We start from the raw sequence: 18,842 nt of genomic DNA on the forward strand, positions 1-18,842 counted from the left end.
TACATTATCATCTGTAACGCACCACTACTCTTACAATATATTTGGGAACATGCTAATGGAACTGTCGAAATTGGATTTTACTCAGCTGGTGGCTCTGCGCGCCGATGTCGAAGCTGAAATCAAGCGCCGCGAAAGCGAAGAAAAGTCCAAAGCCAAGAAACAAATCATTGAACTTGCTCGCGCTTATGGTCTGAGCGTGGAGGAAGTGCTGGGCAAAACCGGCGGCGTGCGCAAGCCGGTGGAAGCCAAGTATCGTCACCCGGCCAGCCCGGAACTGACTTGGACCGGCCGCGGCCGTAAGCCGGTGTGGGTACAAGAGTGGATCTCCAGCGGCAAAGCCCTGGACGCTCTGGCTATCTAAGCAAACTGCGGGTTTGCAATGAATTTCGAAAGCGCCTGTCATGGGCGCTTTTTCTTTGTCCGACGGCCAGCGGGCCGGCTTGCGGCTTGCTATAAATGGATGTAGCGTTCAAGCTGTTTCGCGTAGTGATTGAAATGTGCTGACATTGTCTTGAGAGTGGGCGGCTATGCTGGATTTTTTTTCAAGAGGGGCTAAAGGTCGCTCCGACCCGTTGGCCAGCGCGGAAGCGGCCAGGGAGTTCGTGGCGGCTTTGAAGAAGGAGCATGGGGCGGCCGCGCATGAGCGCGTGGTGGCCTTGCTGTCGCCATTGGAGTTGGATTGGCACAATATCTCGGTGGATCGCGTCGAAGCGCTGCTGGCGCTCAATCAAGAGACCGAATCGCTGCACGAAAACCTCTGCGCGCAATACTTGCTGAATACGCGCATGCCCAAGGCGCTGGAAGCGCAATTGCGAAGCCAGATACTGGCGTACGGCAAATGCTTCATCGATAGTTATCAGCATGTGCTGACGGTCGACGCCGATTCCGTTGAAGGCGCCAAGGTGCTGACGCTGCTGCCCATCGTGCTGTCGCGGATGATGTTCTATCTTGGCGAGCATGCGCGTTGGCATTGGGTTCGAAGCTTTAATCCGGAAGAGGCGTTTTGGCTGGGGGTCAACCAGCTATATTGGTTCGCCGAGCATCATGGTTGCGATTCCGTGCCGGTGTTTCTGTTCGGCGATGGTCAGCCTGCGACGACGGTTCAGGATCAATTCCTCATCTTGCATATGCTCGCCGTGCTGACCGGGGGCAATCTCAGCGCCAGGCAATTGCACTTCGCCTATCAATTGCTGCAAGTGCTTAGCAACCGTATGTCATTAACCCGGGCTTGCGCGGAACATTCGAGTTTTGTGGTCTCTTTAAAAGGACCGCATCCCGCGGCAAGAGCGTCGGGCGGCCTGGTGGACGAAGCCGCGCGCTACTGGGGGACAACGGATCTGGTCGAAATCCTGCATGGCTGGAGCATTGTATTGGACGCCGGCAGAGTGCCGCCTGAAATTAAACGCATGATGGAACCGGGCATAGACGCGAATACCTTGCGCGCTTTGATGCGGGAGTGGGCCCCCCAGCAAATGCGTTTTGAAAGGGCGGAGCGGGTGCCCGTTTCCGGGCAGAGCATAGAAGTGGCGTATCGCCTGCCCGTGCTGCACCGTTTGATTCGGGTCGTGGACGAGGCCAAGCAAACAGGCGCGCTGGAAGACGGTAATTTCGATGATGCGGCCAATATCCGTATTTATGGCTTCGTTACCACCAGGAAGCGGGACAAGGGCGCGCCGATGCCTGGGCTTGCCTTGGGCGGGGAGGCTGTTTCTCAGCCGGCAAAAGAAGAGTTTTCGCGCTGGGAAGTCGACAACGTCAGCCAAACCGGACTGGGTGTGACTTTGGGGGCGATGGGGAACGAATGGGTGGGCCTGGGCGCCTTGATCGGTTTTCGCGAGAAATCGGTGGATGGATGGAGTCTGGGCGTGGTGCGCCGAGTGAAGCGTAATTCGGCGGATCAGATCTACCTCGGGGTTGAAACCCTGAGTAGAAGACCAGTGGCGGCTTCGCTGCGGCCAACCGATGTGAGGCTGATCGATCCCACGCTGCCGCCTGAACAGGTTTGGCTGGCCGGGCATATCGCCTTGTTCGTGCCATGCCAGCGCTCGGGCAAGGTAGTGAACGCCTTATTGCTGCCGTTATCCTTATATGTGTTGGGCAAGGAATTCTACATGACGGCCAAGGGCAAGCATTTCCAGCTCTCTCTGGGCAAGGTGATGGATAAGGGCAGCGATTGGTGCTTGATCGAGGTGGAATTGGTCCAGGCTTTGGAAAAGTTGCCGGTTATGCCGTGACTTTCCATCATTAAAGGTGAGATTGAGAACGGGCCGAAGCTAAGCTTCGGCCCGTTTTTCATGGTTCGGCGGGGTGGTTGAGGCGTGTCGGCAAATACCCCTTTCGGATATTGCTTGCCGCATCAAGGGTTTGGCCTGCGGGACCCGCTTTTGTTGAGGTTTTTCTCGCAAAAGGTGTTGACGGGTTTAGGGGGCTGACGTATAGTTCGCCTCCTCAGCAGACAACGCAGCGGCGGAAACGAAACGCAGCGACCTGCACCGATCTTTAACAGAACGAATAACCGATAGGTGTAAGTGCTCGGTCGATGACCAAACACTTGCACTGCAAGACGAGAAATGTCTCGATGTTTCTTTGATCTTGCGTGCCAGAAAATTTGCTTGGAATTGAACTGAAGAGTTTGATCCTGGCTCAGATTGAACGCTGGCGGCATGCTTTACACATGCAAGTCGAACGGTAACAGGGTGCTTGCACCGCTGACGAGTGGCGAACGGGTGAGTAATGCATCGGAATGTACCGTGTAATGGGGGATAGCTCGGCGAAAGCCGGATTAATACCGCATACGCCCTGAGGGGGAAAGTGGGGGACCGAAAGGCCTCACGTTATACGAGCAGCCGATGTCTGATTAGCTAGTTGGTGAGGTAAAGGCTCACCAAGGCGTCGATCAGTAGCGGGTCTGAGAGGATGATCCGCCACACTGGGACTGAGACACGGCCCAGACTCCTACGGGAGGCAGCAGTGGGGAATTTTGGACAATGGGCGCAAGCCTGATCCAGCCATGCCGCGTGTCTGAAGAAGGCCTTCGGGTTGTAAAGGACTTTTGTCCGGGAGCAAATCCTAGTGGTTAATAACCGCTGGGTCTGAGAGTACCGGAAGAATAAGCACCGGCTAACTACGTGCCAGCAGCCGCGGTAATACGTAGGGTGCAAGCGTTAATCGGAATTACTGGGCGTAAAGCGTGCGCAGGCGGTTGTGCAAGTCTGATGTGAAAGCCCCGGGCTTAACCTGGGAACGGCATTGGAGACTGCACGACTAGAGTGCGTCAGAGGGGGGTAGAATTCCGCGTGTAGCAGTGAAATGCGTAGAGATGCGGAGGAATACCGATGGCGAAGGCAGCCCCCTGGGATGACACTGACGCTCATGCACGAAAGCGTGGGGAGCAAACAGGATTAGATACCCTGGTAGTCCACGCCCTAAACGATGTCAACTAGCTGTTGGGGGTTTGAATCCTTGGTAGCGTAGCTAACGCGAGAAGTTGACCGCCTGGGGAGTACGGCCGCAAGGTTAAAACTCAAAGGAATTGACGGGGACCCGCACAAGCGGTGGATGATGTGGATTAATTCGATGCAACGCGAAAAACCTTACCTGGTCTTGACATGTAACGAACGCCGCAGAGATGTGGCGGTGCCCGAAAGGGAGCGTTAACACAGGTGCTGCATGGCTGTCGTCAGCTCGTGTCGTGAGATGTTGGGTTAAGTCCCGCAACGAGCGCAACCCTTGCCATTAGTTGCCATCATTAAGTTGGGCACTCTAATGGGACTGCCGGTGACAAACCGGAGGAAGGTGGGGATGACGTCAAGTCCTCATGGCCCTTATGACCAGGGCTTCACACGTCATACAATGGTCGGTACAGAGGGTCGCGAAGCCGCGAGGTGGAGCCAATCTCATAAAACCGATCGTAGTCCGGATCGCACTCTGCAACTCGAGTGCGTGAAGTCGGAATCGCTAGTAATCGCAGATCAGCATGCTGCGGTGAATACGTTCCCGGGTCTTGTACACACCGCCCGTCACACCATGGGAGTGAGTTTCACCAGAAGTGGGTAGGCTAACCGTAAGGAGGCCGCTTACCACGGTGGGATTCATGACTGGGGTGAAGTCGTAACAAGGTAGCCGTAGGGGAACCTGCGGCTGGATCACCTCCTTTCTAGAGAAGGTTGTTGATCGAGTACTTACAGCCTATCGGTTATTCGCGAGTTTGAGTCTCGCGATCAGAGTGCTTGGATGAGTACTGTGATCGCGTTGTTTGAACGCACTGATCTTTAACAAACTGAAGAAGCCGAATATATAAAGACGGCGAGAAGGAAGCGTAGAGTTAACTCTTTACGTGGACGGATCGTCATCTTGGGTATTTGATTGTATCTAGGCTACGTCGCCATATCAAAAGGGGCGGTGTAGTCGTCGCACAAACACACTTGTTGTTTTGGTGATCTAGGTTACTGAAATGATAGGGTCAAGCGACTAAGTGCATCTGGTGGATGCCTTGGCGATCATAGGCGAAGAAGGACGTGTAAGCCTGCGAAAAGCGCGGGGGAGCTGGCAATAGAGCTTTGATCCCGCGATGTCCGAATGGGGAAACCCCTCCGCAAGGAGATCCCAGACTGAATCCATAGGTCTGAGGAGGCGAACGCAGCGAACTGAAACATCTAAGTAGCTGCAGGAAAAGAAATCAACCGAGATTCCGTTAGTAGTGGCGAGCGAACGCGGAAGAGCCTGTACGTGTTATGGATTGTGTTAGTGGAAGGTTCATGGAAAGGACCGCCATAGTGGGTGATAGCCCCGTACACGAAAACGCATTCCAAGGACTAGGCGTACGATAAGTAGGGCGGGACACGAGAAATCCTGTCTGAAGATGGGGGGACCATCCTCCAAGGCTAAATACTCATGATCGACCGATAGTGAACCAGTACCGTGAGGGAAAGGCGAAAAGAACCCCGGGAGGGGAGTGAAATAGAACCTGAAACCGGATGCATACAAACAGTGGGAGCGGACTTGTTCCGTGACTGCGTACCTTTTGTATAATGGGTCAGCGACTTACGTTCAGTAGCGAGCTTAACCGAATAGGGGAGGCGTAGGGAAACCGAGTCCGAATAGGGCGCTTTAGTTGCTGGGCGTAGACCCGAAACCGAGTGATCTATCCATGGCCAGGATGAAGGTGCGGTAACACGCACTGGAGGTCCGAACCCACTAGTGTTGCAAAACTAGGGGATGAGCTGTGGATAGGGGTGAAAGGCTAAACAAACTCGGAGATAGCTGGTTCTCCCCGAAAACTATTTAGGTAGTGCCTCATGTATCACTTCCGGGGGTAAAGCACTGTTATGGCTAGGGGGTCATTGCGATTTACCAAACCATGGCAAACTCTGAATACCGGAAAGTGCGAGCATGGGAGACAGACGGTGGGTGCTAACGTCCATCGTCAAGAGGGAAACAACCCAGACCGCCAGCTAAGGTCCCAAATGATCAGTTAAGTGGTAAACGAGGTGGGAAGGCATAGACAGCCAGGATGTTGGCTTAGAAGCAGCCATCATTTAAAGAAAGCGTAATAGCTCACTGGTCGAGTCGTCCTGCGCGGAAGATGTAACGGGGCTCAAACTGATAACCGAAGCTGCGGATTTGCACGTAAGTGCAGATGGTAGGGGAGCGTTCTGTAGGTCTGTGAAGGTGTCTCGTAAGGGATGCTGGAGATATCAGAAGTGCGAATGCTGACATGAGTAGCGATAAAGCGGGTGAAAAGCCCGCTCGCCGAAAGCCCAAGGTTTCCTACGCAACGTTCATCGGCGTAGGGTGAGTCGGCCCCTAAGGCGAGGCTGAAAAGCGTAGTCGATGGGAAACGGGTTAAAATTCCCGTACTTTTATGCAGTGCGATGTGGGGACGGAGAAGGTTAGGTCATCAGACTGTTGGAATAGTCTGTTTAAGCCGGTAGGCTGGGGTGGTAGGCAAATCCGCCGCCCCTTAAGGCCGAGACGTGATGACGAGGGTCTACGGACCTGAAGTGACTGATACCACGCTTCCAGGAAAAGCCACTAAGCTTCAGCTGCATAAGAACCGTACCGCAAACCGACACAGGTGGGCAGGATGAGAATTCTAAGGCGCTTGAGAGAACTCAGGAGAAGGAACTCGGCAAATTGATACCGTAACTTCGGGAGAAGGTATGCCTCTTAGAGTGAATCCCCTGCGGGAGGAGCTTTGAGAGGTCGCAGAGAATCGGTGGCTGCGACTGTTTAACAAAAACACAGCACTGTGCCAACACGAAAGTGGACGTATACGGTGTGACGCCTGCCCGGTGCTGGAAGGTTAAGTGATGGGGTGCAAGCTCTTGATCGAAGCCCCAGTAAACGGCGGCCGTAACTATAACGGTCCTAAGGTAGCGAAATTCCTTGTCGGGTAAGTTCCGACCCGCACGAATGGCGTAACGATGGCCACACTGTCTCCTCCTGAGACTCAGCGAAGTTGAAGTGTTTGTGAAGATGCAATCTCCCCGCTGCTAGACGGAAAGACCCCGTGAACCTTTACTGTAGCTTTGCATTGGACTTTGAACAGACTTGTGTAGGATAGGTGGGAGGCTATGAAGTGGGAACGCTAGTTCTCATGGAGCCGTCCTTGAAATACCACCCTGGTGTGTTTGAGGTTCTAACCTTGGTCCGTGATCCGGATTGGGGACAGTGCATGGTAGGCAGTTTGACTGGGGCGGTCTCCTCCCAAAGTGTAACGGAGGAGTTCGAAGGTTACCTAGGTACGGTCGGAAATCGTGCTGATAGTGCAATGGCAAAAGGTAGCTTAACTGCGAGACCGACAAGTCGAGCAGGTGCGAAAGCAGGACATAGTGATCCGGTGGTTCTGAATGGAAGGGCCATCGCTCAACGGATAAAAGGTACTCCGGGGATAACAGGCTGATACCGCCCAAGAGTTCACATCGACGGCGGTGTTTGGCACCTCGATGTCGGCTCATCACATCCTGGGGCTGTAGCCGGTCCCAAGGGTATGGCTGTTCGCCATTTAAAGTGGTACGTGAGCTGGGTTCAAAACGTCGTGAGACAGTTTGGTCCCTATCTGCAGTGGGCGTTGGAAGTTTGACGGGGGCTGCTCCTAGTACGAGAGGACCGGAGTGGACGCACCTCTGGTGTACCGGTTGTGACGCCAGTCGCATTGCCGGGTAGCTAAGTGCGGAAGAGATAACCGCTGAAAGCATCTAAGCGGGAAACTCGCCTGAAGATGAGACTTCCCTGAGGGCTTGACCCTCCTGAAGAGTCGTTCGAGACCAGGACGTTGATAGGTCGGGTGTGGAAGCGCTGTGAGGCGTTAAGCTAACCGATACTAATTGCTCGTGAGGCTTGATCCTATCATTTGAGTGGCTTGGGAAACTGAGCGACGAGATAGTGTTGTGCGACACAATTGAATACCGAATATATGTGGGGTGGTGTAGACCATCCCAGGCTTCTTCAAGTTTGTACCAGTTTATGTCTGGTGGCCATAGCGAGGTGGTCCCACGCCTTCCCATCCCGAACAGGACCGTGAAACGCCTTAGCGCCGATGATAGTGTGGCATTCGCCATGTGAAAGTAGGACACCGCCAGACGCCCCATTGCAAAGCCCAGCTCACACGAGCTGGGCTTTATGCATTGTGCTGTTGAACGGCGATACAGAAGCCTCCCCAAAGGGAGGCTTTGTTGCGTCCGCTGTCCGCTTACTTTTTGAGTTTGGAGGCTTTGCTCGCCGCCGGTTTGACTGCAGGGGCTTCCTGCGCTTTCGCCTGTCTGTCCGGTGCGATCTCGGTCAGCAACTGCTCCAGCAGCTTGCTGCGAGAGGCGATGTGATGGTCGAAGCGCCAGTCTTTCAGCAGGTCGATGGCGACGTCGAAGTAGCGCATGTCGATATCGTAGAGCAGGCTGAGGTCGAAAGAGCGGCCCATTTCCAGTGCGGTCGCCAGTTCCTTGAGCACTTGCATTTGCTGCGGGTCATGTCCTTCTTCGATGAAACGGCGAATCTTCTTGGCAGCATTCATGGGGGAGGCTCCCTTGTTGGCAATGCGCCTATCTTAGCCAATGTCGCCGGGGCTGTAACTTGCATTGGCGCAAAGCTGGACGGCTACGCCGCCTTCCCTCCCTTCTGCGGCGTCGCCGCTGTCCTGAATACCACCCAAAAGAACTATTTCGATTAGATCGTTTTTCCTCGGTCTTGCCCACGTCTGGCGAATGGGTTTCCCGGCGCGCGAGCAGTATGGTGTGAGTATGGAGTTGGACTGACCGGCCGCCAGGCCGCTGAGGGAGGAAAGATGACATCCGCGGCGTACAAGCAGTATTCAGTGCTGGCCGTCAGCACTTTTGCTTTCACCGTCTGTTTCATGGTGTGGATGATGATGGGCGTGGTGGGCATTCCGGTGAAGCAGCAACTGGGGCTGAACGAGACCGAGTTCGGCATTCTGGTGGCGATGCCGGTGTTGTCGGGTTCGCTGGTGCGGGTGCCCTTGGGGATCTGGACCGACCGCTATGGCGGCCGCATCGTTTTGTTCTGCCTGATGCTGAGCGCGGTGCTGCCGATTTATCTGATGGAGTTCGCCTCCCAGTATTGGCATTTCTTGCTGATTGGGCTGTTCATCGGCTTGGCGGGCGGCAGTTTTTCGGTGGGCACGCCCTATGTGGCGCGCTGGTTCGACGCGCGGCATCAGGGTATGGCGATGGGCGTGTTCGGCGCGGGCAATTCCGGCGCGGCGGTGAATAAATTCGTGGCGCCGGCCTTGATCGCGCTGGGCGGCTGGACGCTGGTGCCTCAGGTGTACGCCGGGGTGATGCTGGCTGCGGCGCTGTTGTTTTGGTTTTGCAGTTATCACAATCCGGCGCACTTGAGCGGAGGGAGCCAGCGTTTCGTCGATCAACTGCGGGTGATGCGCGATCCCCGGGTTTGGCGCTACTCGCAGTATTACTCGGTGGTGTTTGGCGGCTATGTCGGCTTGTCGCTGTGGCTGACCAAGTATTTTGTCGGCGAGTACGGCTTTGATATGAAAACCGCGGCTTTTCTCGCCGCCTGTTTTTCCTTGCCGGGCGGCGTACTGCGCGCGATCGGCGGCTGGATGTCGGATCGCTTCGGCGCGTACCGGACCACCTGGTGGGTGATGTGGGTGTTATGGGTGTGCTTCTTCGTCTTGTCCTATCCGCAGACCGAGATGGTGGTGGCCACCGTCAAGGGACCGTGGAGCCTGCATATCGGTTTGAACTCGGTGCTGTTCACCGCGGTGTTGTTCATCGCCGGCGTGGCGATGGCGGTGGGCAAGGCTTCGGTGTTCAAGTTCATCGCCAATGATTTTCCCGACAATATCGGCGCGGTGTCCGGCGTGGTGGGCCTGGCCGGCGGACTGGCCGGTTTCGTGTTGCCGATTCTGTTCGGCGCGCTGGTGGACCTCGCCGGGGTGCGTTCCAGCTGTTTCATGCTGCTGTACGGCACGGTCTGCGTCAGCCTGGTCTGGATGCATTACTCGTTCAAGCCGGTGGCCGCGGAGCGTTTGCGTCTGGCCACCGCCAGTCGTTGAGTTTGAGTTGCATGGCGGCGCCTTGACGCGCGCCGCCTTTAAAAGATTGTCAAATAGCGCTGGTCTGGCCATGACTCGGGCCGGCGGGGAGGGTTGAGTCATGTCTTATGTCATCAAACGGTGGGAGCCGGAAAGCGCCGAGTTCTGGCAACAAGAAGGCCAGAGCATTGCGCGGCGCAATTTGTGGATTTCGATTCCGTGTCTGACGCTGGCTTTCGTCATTTCGGTATTGTGGAGCGTAGTGACCTTGAACCTGCCGAACGCGGGTTTCAATTACACCAAGGATCAGCTGTTTTTGCTGACGGCGCTGCCGGCGCTGTCCGGCGCGACCTTGCGCATTTTTTATTCCTTCATGCCGTCCATTGTGGGCGGGCGCAAATGGACGACCTTGTCCACCGCCTCGCTGTTGATTCCGGCGATATGGCTGGGCTTTGCGGTGCAGGATCCCACGACGTCTTATCCGGTGATGCTGGCGATCGCCTTGCTGTGCGGGCTGGGCAGCGGCAATTTCGCCAGCTCCATGGCCAATATCGCTTACTTTTTCCCCAAGGCGCAGAAGGGCGCGGCCAACGGCTTGAACGCGGGTTTCGGCAACCTCGGCGTGTCCTTGGCCCAGTTCGTGATTCCGCTGGTGGTGACCGGCGGCATGTTCGGCGCCTTCGGCGGCGATGCGCAGCATTATGTCAAGGATGGGGTGGAAAAGAGCTTGTGGCTGCAGAACGCCGGCTTCGTCTGGGTGCCGTTCATTGTTTTGGCCACGGCGGCGGCCTGGTTCGGCATGAACGACCTGGCGGACGCCAAGGCCTCGTTCACAGAGCAGGCGGTGATTTTCCGCCGCAAGCATAATTGGCTGATGTGCTGGCTGTACATCGGCACTTTCGGCAGCTTCATCGGTTTTGCCGGCGCTTTCGCCTTGTTGACCAAGACGCAGTTTCCGGAGGTGCCGGTGGCCAAGTTCGCCTTTATCGGCCCCTTGCTCGGCGCCCTGGTGCGCCCGATAGGCGGCGTGATCTCGGATAAGCTCGGCGGCGCGCGGGTGACCATGTGGGTGTTCGCGGTGATGGCCTTGGCGGTGGTGGGGGTGTTGCACTTCCTGCCGGCGCATGACGCGGCCGGGCAGTTGAGCGGCGGCAGCTTTGCCGGCTTCTTCGCCATGTTCCTCTTGCTGTTCACCATGGCTGGCGTGGGCAATGGTTCGACTTACCGAATGATTCCGACCATCTTCACCACCGGGCGGCTGCGCGCGGCGGCCGGTCGCGGCGAAGACGCGCGCAAGCAGGCCGAGGCGGACGGGGTCAAGGAGTCGGCCGCGGCTGGCGGCTTCATCAGCGCCATTGGCGCTTACGGCGGCTATTTCATTCCGCAGAGCTTTGGTGCGTCCATGAAGGCGACCGGCGGCGCGGAGCCGGCGCTGTTGTGCTTCATTGTTTTCTATATCAGCTGCATCGCCTTGTGCTGGTGGTTCTATGCGCGCAAGAACGCGGAAGTGAGTTGCTGACAGGCTAAACGGCCGATGGAAACGAAACCGGCGAGGCGTCAAGACGATGCCTCGCCGGTTTGTCTTTATATAGGGCTGAAGCCGTTTGGCTGGGGCGCGGCGCTCCTGCCCGGTCGGGAAGGTGCTTCAGGGCAGTTTGACGATGTAGTTGGGACCGCCTTCCCGCGCTTTTTGCAGCGCTTCGTTTAAGCGTTCCAGCATGGGTTTGGGCGTGTTTTCGCTGCCGCGCAGAGCGCTCAGCCCGACGCAGGCGGCCGCCTTGCGCTCTTCTCCCTGGTAGACGAAGCTGAGCTGGCGCAGCGATTTGATCAGCCTGCGCGCCAGTTCGTTGGCGCCGCTTACGCCGGTGTTGGGCAGCAGAATGATGAAGGCGTCGTCTTCGCGCTGGGCCACCAGATCGCTGTCGCGCGTGCTTTGCAGGCACAGGCTGCCGGCCAGGCGCAGCAAGTGGCGGTGCGCCGAGCCCTCGTCAAGCTCCGGCATCGGTTCGGGCACGTTCATCAGGCTGAGGATCAGGCCGGAGACGGCGCCGCCGTAGCGGCGCGCGCGGCCGGTTTCGGCATGGGCGGCGGAGAGCAGGCGGTGCATGCCGGCCACGCCGGTCAATTTGTCGTCGTCGGCTTGCTTGTCTTCCGCGCGCAGGCTTTTCATCAGGCTGATCGAGCGCTCCACCAGATTGCGCTCAAAATCCAGCAACTGGCTCATGACCTTGGTTTCCGTCCGGTCGCTGAAGCTGTAGACCAGCATGAGCGCGCCTTCCAGCTCCACCTCGCGCAGCGACATCTGCACCTCGAAGCGGCGTCCGCCGCTGGCTTGCAAGGAGAGCGAGCGGTTGTAGATCATGCTGGTGCGGCGCAGTTCGCCGGCCAGCAGTTCGCTGTCCGCGGGGTCCGGCAGAAAGCGGGAGAAGGGCTGGCCAATCAGATCGCCGTGCGGAGTGGCCAGCAGGATGGCGGCCAACTGGTTGGCGCTGACGATCTGGCCGTCTGCGGGAAGCGCGATGATCAAGGCGCCCTGTACGGTGTCGATCAGCGATTGGAAGGCTTGCAGTATCGCCATAGGGGCTCTCCGTAAGTCGCGTGAGGCCGGCGAGTTCGCTCCTGGCGTGGCCAGGCGCGTAGCAGTGGGGCCGCTGGTCTTAAAGCGGCTGACAAACTCCAGGCGCCGCGTGGCATCGGCTCGCCGTCTTGCTTGCGCTGTCCGGCCGGCGCGCCTTGCTTGCCGCGTGGAACTGTTTTTTGTCCGCCGCTCTAAGTGTATTCCCTGAGTACAGATATTTCATGCTCAACTTAATTGAGAGTGGATTGTCATGCCCATCTTTGCCGGGAAATGTCCGTACTTGCGCTGGGAGTCGGAATTAATTGCCTGCGTACGCTGGAAATTGCCATCAATCATGGTAAATTCGTGTTTGTACGCAAAATACACTAGCGAGAACCGTAGCCCGTCGCCACCCCTGACGCGGCTTTCGGCCCGCCCACACGGCGGTTTTCTCTCCCTTGCCCGGCTTGCCGGGTCCCTTCCGTTCGCTCCCGGGCTTCATGATCTGGCCTGGCGCGAGCCGCGCCTTACCGGCGCAAAACAGCACCTTTGCCGCTGCGGCGATCGCGTTTGGGCGCGGGCGTCGATCTCGGCGATTCAAGAACAAATATTCGGACAAAGAAGCAGACTGCATCATGGCAAGATCACAATGGGGCTCGCGCCTCGGTTTCATCCTCGCTGCCGCCGGCTCGGCCATTGGGCTGGGGGCGATCTGGAAATTTCCCTATGTCGCCGCCACCAATGGCGGCGGCGCCTTCCTGTTTATTTACCTGGGCATTTGCCTGACGCTGGGCCTGGCCCTGATGCTGGCCGAGATGGCTTTGGGGCGCGCGTCCAAGGCCGGCGCAGTCGGCGCTTTCCGGCAGTTGGCCGGCGGCGGCTGGCCCGTCATTGGTTATATGAGCGTCTTGGTGTGTTTCCTGATCCTGTCCTTCTACAGCGTGGTGGGCGGCTGGACCATCGCCTACATCGTCAAGGCGCTGGGCGGCGGCATCATGACGTCGGACGCCAAGACTCTGGGCGCCATCTTCAGCGGCTTCATCAGCGATCCGCTGGAGCCCATCGCCTACCATGCCGGCTTCGCCTTGCTGACGGTGTGGGTGGTGGCCGGCGGCGTGCAGAAGGGCATTGAAAACCTGTCCAAGTTCCTGATGCCGGCCTTGTTCGTGCTGATGCTGGTGCTGATCGCACGCGGCCTGACGCTGCCGGGCGCCTGGGAAGGCGTGAAGTATTTCGTGGCGCCGGATTTCTCCAAGGTCAGCAGCGCCATGCTGGTGGACGCCTTGGGGCTGGCCTTCTTTTCGCTGTCGCTGGGCCTGGGCATCATGATCACCTACGGTTCTTACGTCAGCAAAGAGTCCAATCTGCTGGGTTCGGCCCTATGGGTGATCGCCTTGACGGTGGCTACCTGCTTCCTGGCCGGCCTGATGGTGCTGCCGGCGGTGTTCGCCTTCGGCTTCGATCCGTCGGCGGGTCCGGGCCTGACCTTCATCACCATGCCGGCGGTGTTCGCCCACCTGCCGCTGGGGCAGGTGTTCGCGGTGATGTTCTTCTGCCTGCTGCTGCTGGCGGCGCTGACGTCTTCGGTGTCCTTGCTGGAGGTGGTGACCAGCTTCGCGATGGACGAGTTCGGCCTCAAGCGCACGCAATCCGCCTGGGTGATGACGCTGGGCATTTTCCTGCTGGGCATTCCCGCTTCGCTGTCGCTGGGCGTGTGGAGCGATTACCTGCTGTTCGGCATGAGCTTTTTCGATTTTCTGGATTACCTCACTTCCAAGCTGCTGATGCCGGTGGGCGAGCTGTTGCTGGCCTTGTTCGTGGGCTGGAAGGCTTGGCCTGTGGTGCGCCGCGAGTTGAGCGGCGACGGCGCCGGCCGCGGCATGCGCCTGATGCGCGGCTTCTGCATGGCGATGGCGCCGGCCTTGATAGGCTGGATCATGATCGCCAGCCTGCGCGCGGCCTGATCGCCGCCGCCCCGCAACCCGCCGCTTTCGCGGCGGGTTTTTCTTTGCGCGCGCGTCCTGCCTGTGCGCGTCTCATGCCACTGTGCTTGCCTTGTCCAGCCATTGCCTATAGTTAGAGCGGTTGGCCGCTGCGTCAGGGTTGGGCTCCGGCGGTCCTTGGTCCATGGCTTGCGAACAGGATACCCGATGCACTTCCGTCTGAAGCTGGTGCACAAGCTGGCCTTGTTGATCGCTCCGCTGGTGCTGCTCTTGCTGTGCGGGGCCTTGTGGTTTGCCTTTACGCAGTGGCGGACGGTACAGGCTTTGCAGCGCGACCAGGCGCTGGTGGACGATGTGCAGCAAGTGGGGGCGCTGATTCACGCCTTGCAGATCGAGCGCGGCCTGAGCAACCGCTATCTGAACGAGCATAAGCCGATGCCGGCCGCCTTGCCGCGGCAAAAGGCGCAGGCCGACGCGTTGTTGACCCGCTTGCGCCAGCCGCCGGGCGACGAGTTGTCGCGCAAGGCCGGCCTGTTTCTTTCCCAGCAACTGCCGGCGGCGGAGCTGCTCTCGACCTTGCGCCGCGATGTGGCGCAGCGCCATATTTCGCCGCTGCCGGCGTTTGAACGCTACACCGAAATCATCGAGCGGCTCTCCAAGGTCATCACCCTGTTCTATTCGCAAAGCGAGGACGTGCGCGCCTTGGTGCAGCAATGGTCCGCCTTGCATTGCCAGACGGAGTACACCGGCCGCGCCCGCGGCTTGATCGGCGGAGTGCTGGCGGTGGGCAGTTTCAATATCAACGAGTTCCGCCTGGCCAGCGGCATGGTGTCGCAGGAGGCGCTGTGCCGCAGCCTGTACCGGCAGAACGACGGCGACGAACGTCTGCTGGCCCAGGCGATGGACGCGAGCGGGGCGTACGAGTCGCTGCGCGACGCGGTGCTGGCGCGCGGCCCGGGCGCGATGCAGAGCTTGTCCAGCGAAGAGTGGTTCGACGTGGCCAGCCGGCGCATCGACGCTTTGCTGGAAGTGCAGAACGCGGTGTTGATCCGGATCCGCGACGCGCTGGCGGCGCAGCAGTCCGCCGCGCGCTGGCAAAGCTGGCTGGCGTTGGCGGTGTTGGCCGGGGTGTTGCTGCCCATCGCCGCCGCGCTGCTGCTGGCGCGCAGCATCCTGCGGACCTTGGGCGCGGAGCCGGACGAGGTGGCGCAGGGCATGCGGGAGCTGGCCGGCGGTCAACTGGACTTCCGGCTGCGGCTGGCTTCGTCTGACGACAACAGCCTGGCCGCGCACATCCGCCAGATGGGGCGGAAGCTGAGCGGGGTGATTCTGCAGGTGCAGCAGGACGCGGACGCGGTGGCCAACGCCTCGCTGCAATTGAACAGCGCATCGCAGGGCCTGTCCGACAGCGCCTGCCGCACTTCTTCCGACATCGAGCAAACCAGCCACGCGGTGGACGAGATCGCCGGGCAGATGTTCGCGATGGCTCGCGACGCCAGTCGCAGCGGCGATGTCGCCAGCGAAGCCGCGCGTCAGGCCGAGGAGGGCAGGCGGGTTGTCGGCGAAACCATAGAGGCGATGCATGTGATCGCCCAGCGTACCGACATCATCGACGACATCGCCTATCAGACCAATTTGCTGGCGCTCAACGCCGCCATCGAGGCGGCGCGCGCCGGCGAGCTGGGCCGCGGCTTCGCCGTGGTGGCGGACGAGGTGCGTAAGCTGGCGATGCGCAGCCAGACCGCGGCCAAGGAGATCGGCCAGGTGGCGGCCGGCAGCGTGAGGCTGGCGGAAGAGGCCGGCAAGAGCCTGAGCGCCATCGTCGAATCCAGCCAGCAAACCCGGCAGCTGGTGCGGGACATCTCCAAGGAGGCCGTGGCCCAGGCGCAGCACGTGGGCGGCATCAATCAGGTGATGCAGGGCCTGAGCCAGCTGTCCCAGGGCAACGCCGCCGCCAGCGAGCAATTGTCGGCGGCGGCGCAGGAAGTGTCGCAGCGGGCCGGCAGCCTGCGCCGGCAAATGGCCTATTTCCGGCGGCCGACCGACGTTTAGCGCACTTCGCGCATATCGTCGCGCTGGACGCGCAGCCGCACAGGCGCGCCGTCGGCCAGCAAATCCGCCGGGTTGCGGTTCAGCCGGTCCACCTGCAGCAGCGCGCCGGCGCTTTCCACCTGATAACGGACGACATTGCCCAGCAACTGGCGCTGCTTCACCACCGCCGGCAGGCTGTCCGTTTCCGCGCTGTCGCCGGGCAGCAATTGAATGGACTCCGGGCGGATCGCCAGATGGCCCTGGATGTCCAGGCCGAACAGCGCCCGGCTGTCGCCGGCGGACAGCAGATTGTAATTGCCCATGAAGCGGGCGACGAACTCGGTGGCCGGCTGGGTGTAGATGGTTTCGGCGGCGCCCTCCTGCTCCACCTTGCCCTGATTCATCACGAAGATGCGGTCGGACAGGGTCAGCGCTTCTTCCTGGTCGTGGGTCACGAAAATAGTGGTCAGTCCCAGCCGGCGCTGAATGTCGCGGATCTGCTCGCGCAGATTCTTGCGGATGCGCGCGTCCAGCGCAGACAGCGGCTCGTCCAGCAGCAGAATGCGCGGCTCCACCACCAGCGCGCGCGCCAGCGCCACCCGCTGGCGTTGGCCGCCGGAGAGCTGATGCGGGTAGTGTCCCTCCTTGCCGGACAGCTCCACCAGCGCCAGCGCGTCCGCCACCTTGCGGCGGATGTCGGCGGCCGGCCGCTTCTGCATCTTCAAGCCGAAGGCGATGTTTTCGCCGGCGTTCATATTGGGAAACAGCGCATAGCTCTGAAACACCATGCCGATGCCGCGTTTTTGCGGCGCGCAGGCGGTGATGTCCTCGCCCTGCAGGCGGATGGCGCCGCCGCTGGGGGTTTCGAAGCCGGCGATCATGCGCAGCACCGTGGTTTTGCCGCAGCCGGACGGGCCGAGGAAGGTGACGAACTCGCCGGCCTCCACCCGCATATTGAAGTCGTGCACTACCGTGTGCTGGCCGTAGCGCTTGTTGAGGTGCCGGATGTCCAGGTATGCCATATGGGGTCTCTCTTATTCTGTCGCCGTCGCCTCGCGCAGCGCGCGACGGTGACGGCCGGCCACCTGCAGCAGGCCCATGGCCGCCCAGGTGATCAAAAAGGCGATGATGGCCAGCGCCGCCGGCTCGTAGGCGCGGTTGGCGCCGATCAATTGCAGATAAGGGCCGAAGGCCGGCCGCGCCAGCAAGCTGGCCATGGTGAATTCGCCGATGACGATGGCGAAGGTCAGAAAAGCGCCGGACAGCAGCGCGGATTGGATATTGGGGAAGATCACCCGCAGCAGAATCACCCGCCAGCCGCCGCCCAGGCTTTGCGCCGCCTCGGCCAGCGAACGCACGTCGATGGCGGACAGGCCGGCGTCGATGGAACGGTATAGATAGGGCAGGGCCAGCGTCACATAGCTGCAGACCAGCAAGAGATCGGTGCCGCGCTCGCTGCCGGTCAGGGGCAGCCAGGCGTCGCTGCCGAACAGGCGCAGATAGCCGAACACGATGACGATGGCCGGAATCACCAGCGGCAGCAAGGTGATGAACTCCACCAGCGGACGCAGCCGCGGCAGGCGGAGCTGGATCCAGAAGGCGGTGGGCGCCACCAGCAGGAGGCCGATGACGATGGTGAACACGGCCATCAGCGCGGAATAGGCGAAGCTTTGCTGAAAGCCGGGGTCTTGCAGCACCAGCTTGTAGGCTTCGAAGCTATAGCCTTCGCGCAGCATCTTCAGGCTGAATTCGAAGGTGGCCAACAAGGGCAGCAAGAAGTACAGGCCGCCGGCGACGACGGCGATCCAGGCGCCCAGGCGCGACGACGGTTTGTGGACAGGCTGGCGTTTCATGCCCGGCTCCTTTCCGCGCGGCCGCGCAGCCAGATGTAGGCGGCGTTGGACAGGCCGGTCACCACGATCATGCCCAAGGCCAGCGCGTAGCCCAGGTTCTGGTCGTGCAGCACATCGCCGCGGATTTGCGCGTACAGCAGGATGGTGACGATGTTGAGCGAGCTGCCGGTCAGCGCGTAGGCGGTGGCCACCGCGCCGAAGGCGTTGGCGAACAGCAGCAGCGCCGCGCCCAGGATGCTGGGCCACAGCACCGGCAGCGCGATGCGGCTCCAGTAGGCGAAGGCGGAACCGCCCAGGCTGTCGCAGGCCTCGCGCCATTCGGTTTTAAGGCCATCTATGGCCGGGCTGACGATCAGCACCATCAGCGGAATCTGGAAATACAGATAGGTCAGCGTCAGGCCGCTGAAGCTGAGAATGCTGAAGCCGCCGGCGTAGAGATCGAAGTCCAGATAGCGGCGCAGCAACACCGTCACCAGGCCCATGCGGCCCAGCGTGGCCAGGAAGGCGAAGGCCAGCGGCACGCCGGCGAAGTTGGACGCCACGCCGGAAAAGGTGGCCAGCGTCGGGCGGATCCAGTCCGGCAGCCGGCCGCGGATCGCCGCCAGGGCCAGCAACAGGCCGAAGGCCGCGCCCAAGAGCGCGGAGGCGGCGCTGATCTGCAGGCTGATCTTGTAGGCGTCGAGAATCGCCGGCTCGAACAGCCGGGCGATATTGTTCAGCGTGAAATGGCCGTCGGCGTCCTGGAAGGCGCCCAGCAGCAGTCGGGCGGTGGGCAGCAGCAGGAAGAGCAGCGCAAACAGGAAGAACGGCGCCACGCCCAGCCAGGACAGCGAGACGAAGCCGCCGCCGGCGCGGCGCGGCGACGCCGGGCCGGAACGGCCGGCGAGAGAGTCGGAAGATGCGGACATGAGGGCGTGTTTCCAAAGAGAGCCCGCGCGCGGCGACAG

General features: G+C 60.1%; 11 protein-coding genes and 3 rRNA genes. 9 read left to right on the top strand and 5 right to left on the bottom strand.

Going from position 1 to position 18,842, the window contains the following annotated elements; translation table 11 throughout:
- Positions 1–55 precede the first annotated feature (55 nt).
- The 5 genes from AB1Z25_RS05240 to rrf all read left to right on the top strand — a co-directional run bounded on the left by AB1Z25_RS05240 (position 56) and on the right by rrf (position 7,585).
- Positions 56–361: an H-NS histone family protein gene (locus AB1Z25_RS05240; RefSeq protein ID WP_048414938.1), complete on the top strand. Its 306-nt coding sequence runs from the start codon at positions 56–58 to the stop codon at positions 359–361.
- 166 nt (positions 362–527) lie between these two features.
- Positions 528–2,234: a hypothetical protein gene (locus AB1Z25_RS05245; protein WP_107798410.1), complete on the top strand. Its 1,707-nt coding sequence runs from the start codon at positions 528–530 to the stop codon at positions 2,232–2,234.
- Between the two features lie 386 nt (positions 2,235–2,620).
- Positions 2,621–4,156, top strand: a 16S ribosomal RNA gene (locus AB1Z25_RS05250).
- A 304-nt stretch (positions 4,157–4,460) separates the two neighbouring features.
- A 23S ribosomal RNA gene (locus AB1Z25_RS05255) occupies positions 4,461–7,349 on the top strand.
- Between the two features lie 121 nt (positions 7,350–7,470).
- Positions 7,471–7,585: ribosomal RNA gene (gene rrf / locus AB1Z25_RS05260) — 5S ribosomal RNA — on the top strand.
- The 16S, 23S and 5S rRNA genes sit together here, the layout of an rRNA operon.
- A 108-nt stretch (positions 7,586–7,693) precedes the next feature.
- On the opposite strand, the gene AB1Z25_RS05265 is transcribed toward rrf, so the two are convergent.
- Entirely contained in the window at positions 7,694–8,011 is a 318-nt protein-coding gene (locus AB1Z25_RS05265) for a hypothetical protein (RefSeq protein ID WP_486636739.1), read from the bottom strand.
- 270 nt (positions 8,012–8,281) lie between these two features.
- On the opposite strand from AB1Z25_RS05265, the gene AB1Z25_RS05270 reads away from it, so the two are divergent.
- Positions 8,282–9,532 carry an MFS transporter gene (locus AB1Z25_RS05270; protein WP_107799993.1) on the top strand — a complete coding sequence of 417 codons (1,251 nt, stop codon included), beginning with the start codon at positions 8,282–8,284 and terminating at the stop codon, positions 9,530–9,532.
- Between the two features lie 100 nt (positions 9,533–9,632).
- Entirely contained in the window at positions 9,633–11,030 is a 1,398-nt protein-coding gene (locus AB1Z25_RS05275; RefSeq protein ID WP_107799992.1) for a NarK family nitrate/nitrite MFS transporter, read from the top strand.
- Positions 11,031–11,156: 126 nt separating this feature from the next.
- On the opposite strand, the gene AB1Z25_RS05280 is transcribed toward AB1Z25_RS05275, so the two are convergent.
- Positions 11,157–12,089 carry a PAS domain-containing protein gene (locus tag AB1Z25_RS05280; RefSeq protein ID WP_107799991.1) on the bottom strand — a complete coding sequence of 311 codons (933 nt, stop codon included), beginning with the start codon at positions 12,087–12,089 and terminating at the stop codon, positions 11,157–11,159.
- 614 nt (positions 12,090–12,703) lie between these two features.
- Here AB1Z25_RS05280 and AB1Z25_RS05285 point away from each other — a divergent pair.
- Together AB1Z25_RS05285 and AB1Z25_RS05290 are read left to right on the top strand one after the other, a co-directional pair.
- The gene (locus AB1Z25_RS05285) at positions 12,704–14,032 is read left to right on the top strand and encodes a sodium-dependent transporter (protein ID WP_235089667.1); all 1,329 of its coding nucleotides are present in this window, start codon (positions 12,704–12,706) and stop codon (positions 14,030–14,032) included.
- Positions 14,033–14,218: 186 nt separating this feature from the next.
- Positions 14,219–16,063, top strand: a complete 1,845-nt coding sequence (locus AB1Z25_RS05290; protein ID WP_227107270.1) for a methyl-accepting chemotaxis protein — start codon at positions 14,219–14,221, stop codon at positions 16,061–16,063.
- On the opposite strand, the gene AB1Z25_RS05295 is transcribed toward AB1Z25_RS05290, so the two are convergent.
- Genes AB1Z25_RS05295 through AB1Z25_RS05305 form a run of 3 tightly spaced genes read right to left on the bottom strand, consistent with a single transcriptional unit; the run spans position 16,060 to position 18,803 of the window.
- Entirely contained in the window at positions 16,060–17,064 is a 1,005-nt protein-coding gene (locus AB1Z25_RS05295; RefSeq protein WP_486636740.1) for an ABC transporter ATP-binding protein, read from the bottom strand. The genes AB1Z25_RS05290 and AB1Z25_RS05295 overlap by 4 nt on opposite strands.
- A gap of 12 nt (positions 17,065–17,076) precedes the next feature.
- Positions 17,077–17,895, bottom strand: coding sequence for an ABC transporter permease (locus AB1Z25_RS05300; protein ID WP_107799988.1), 819 nt, complete (start codon positions 17,893–17,895; stop codon positions 17,077–17,079).
- On the bottom strand, positions 17,892–18,803 hold the full coding sequence (locus AB1Z25_RS05305; protein ID WP_107799987.1) for an ABC transporter permease: 912 nt from the start codon (positions 18,801–18,803) through the stop codon (positions 17,892–17,894). The genes AB1Z25_RS05300 and AB1Z25_RS05305 overlap by 4 nt, the downstream gene beginning before the upstream one ends.
- Positions 18,804–18,842 lie beyond the last annotated feature (39 nt).

The sequence above is a fragment of the Chromobacterium sp. HL1 genome (assembly GCF_057418835.1).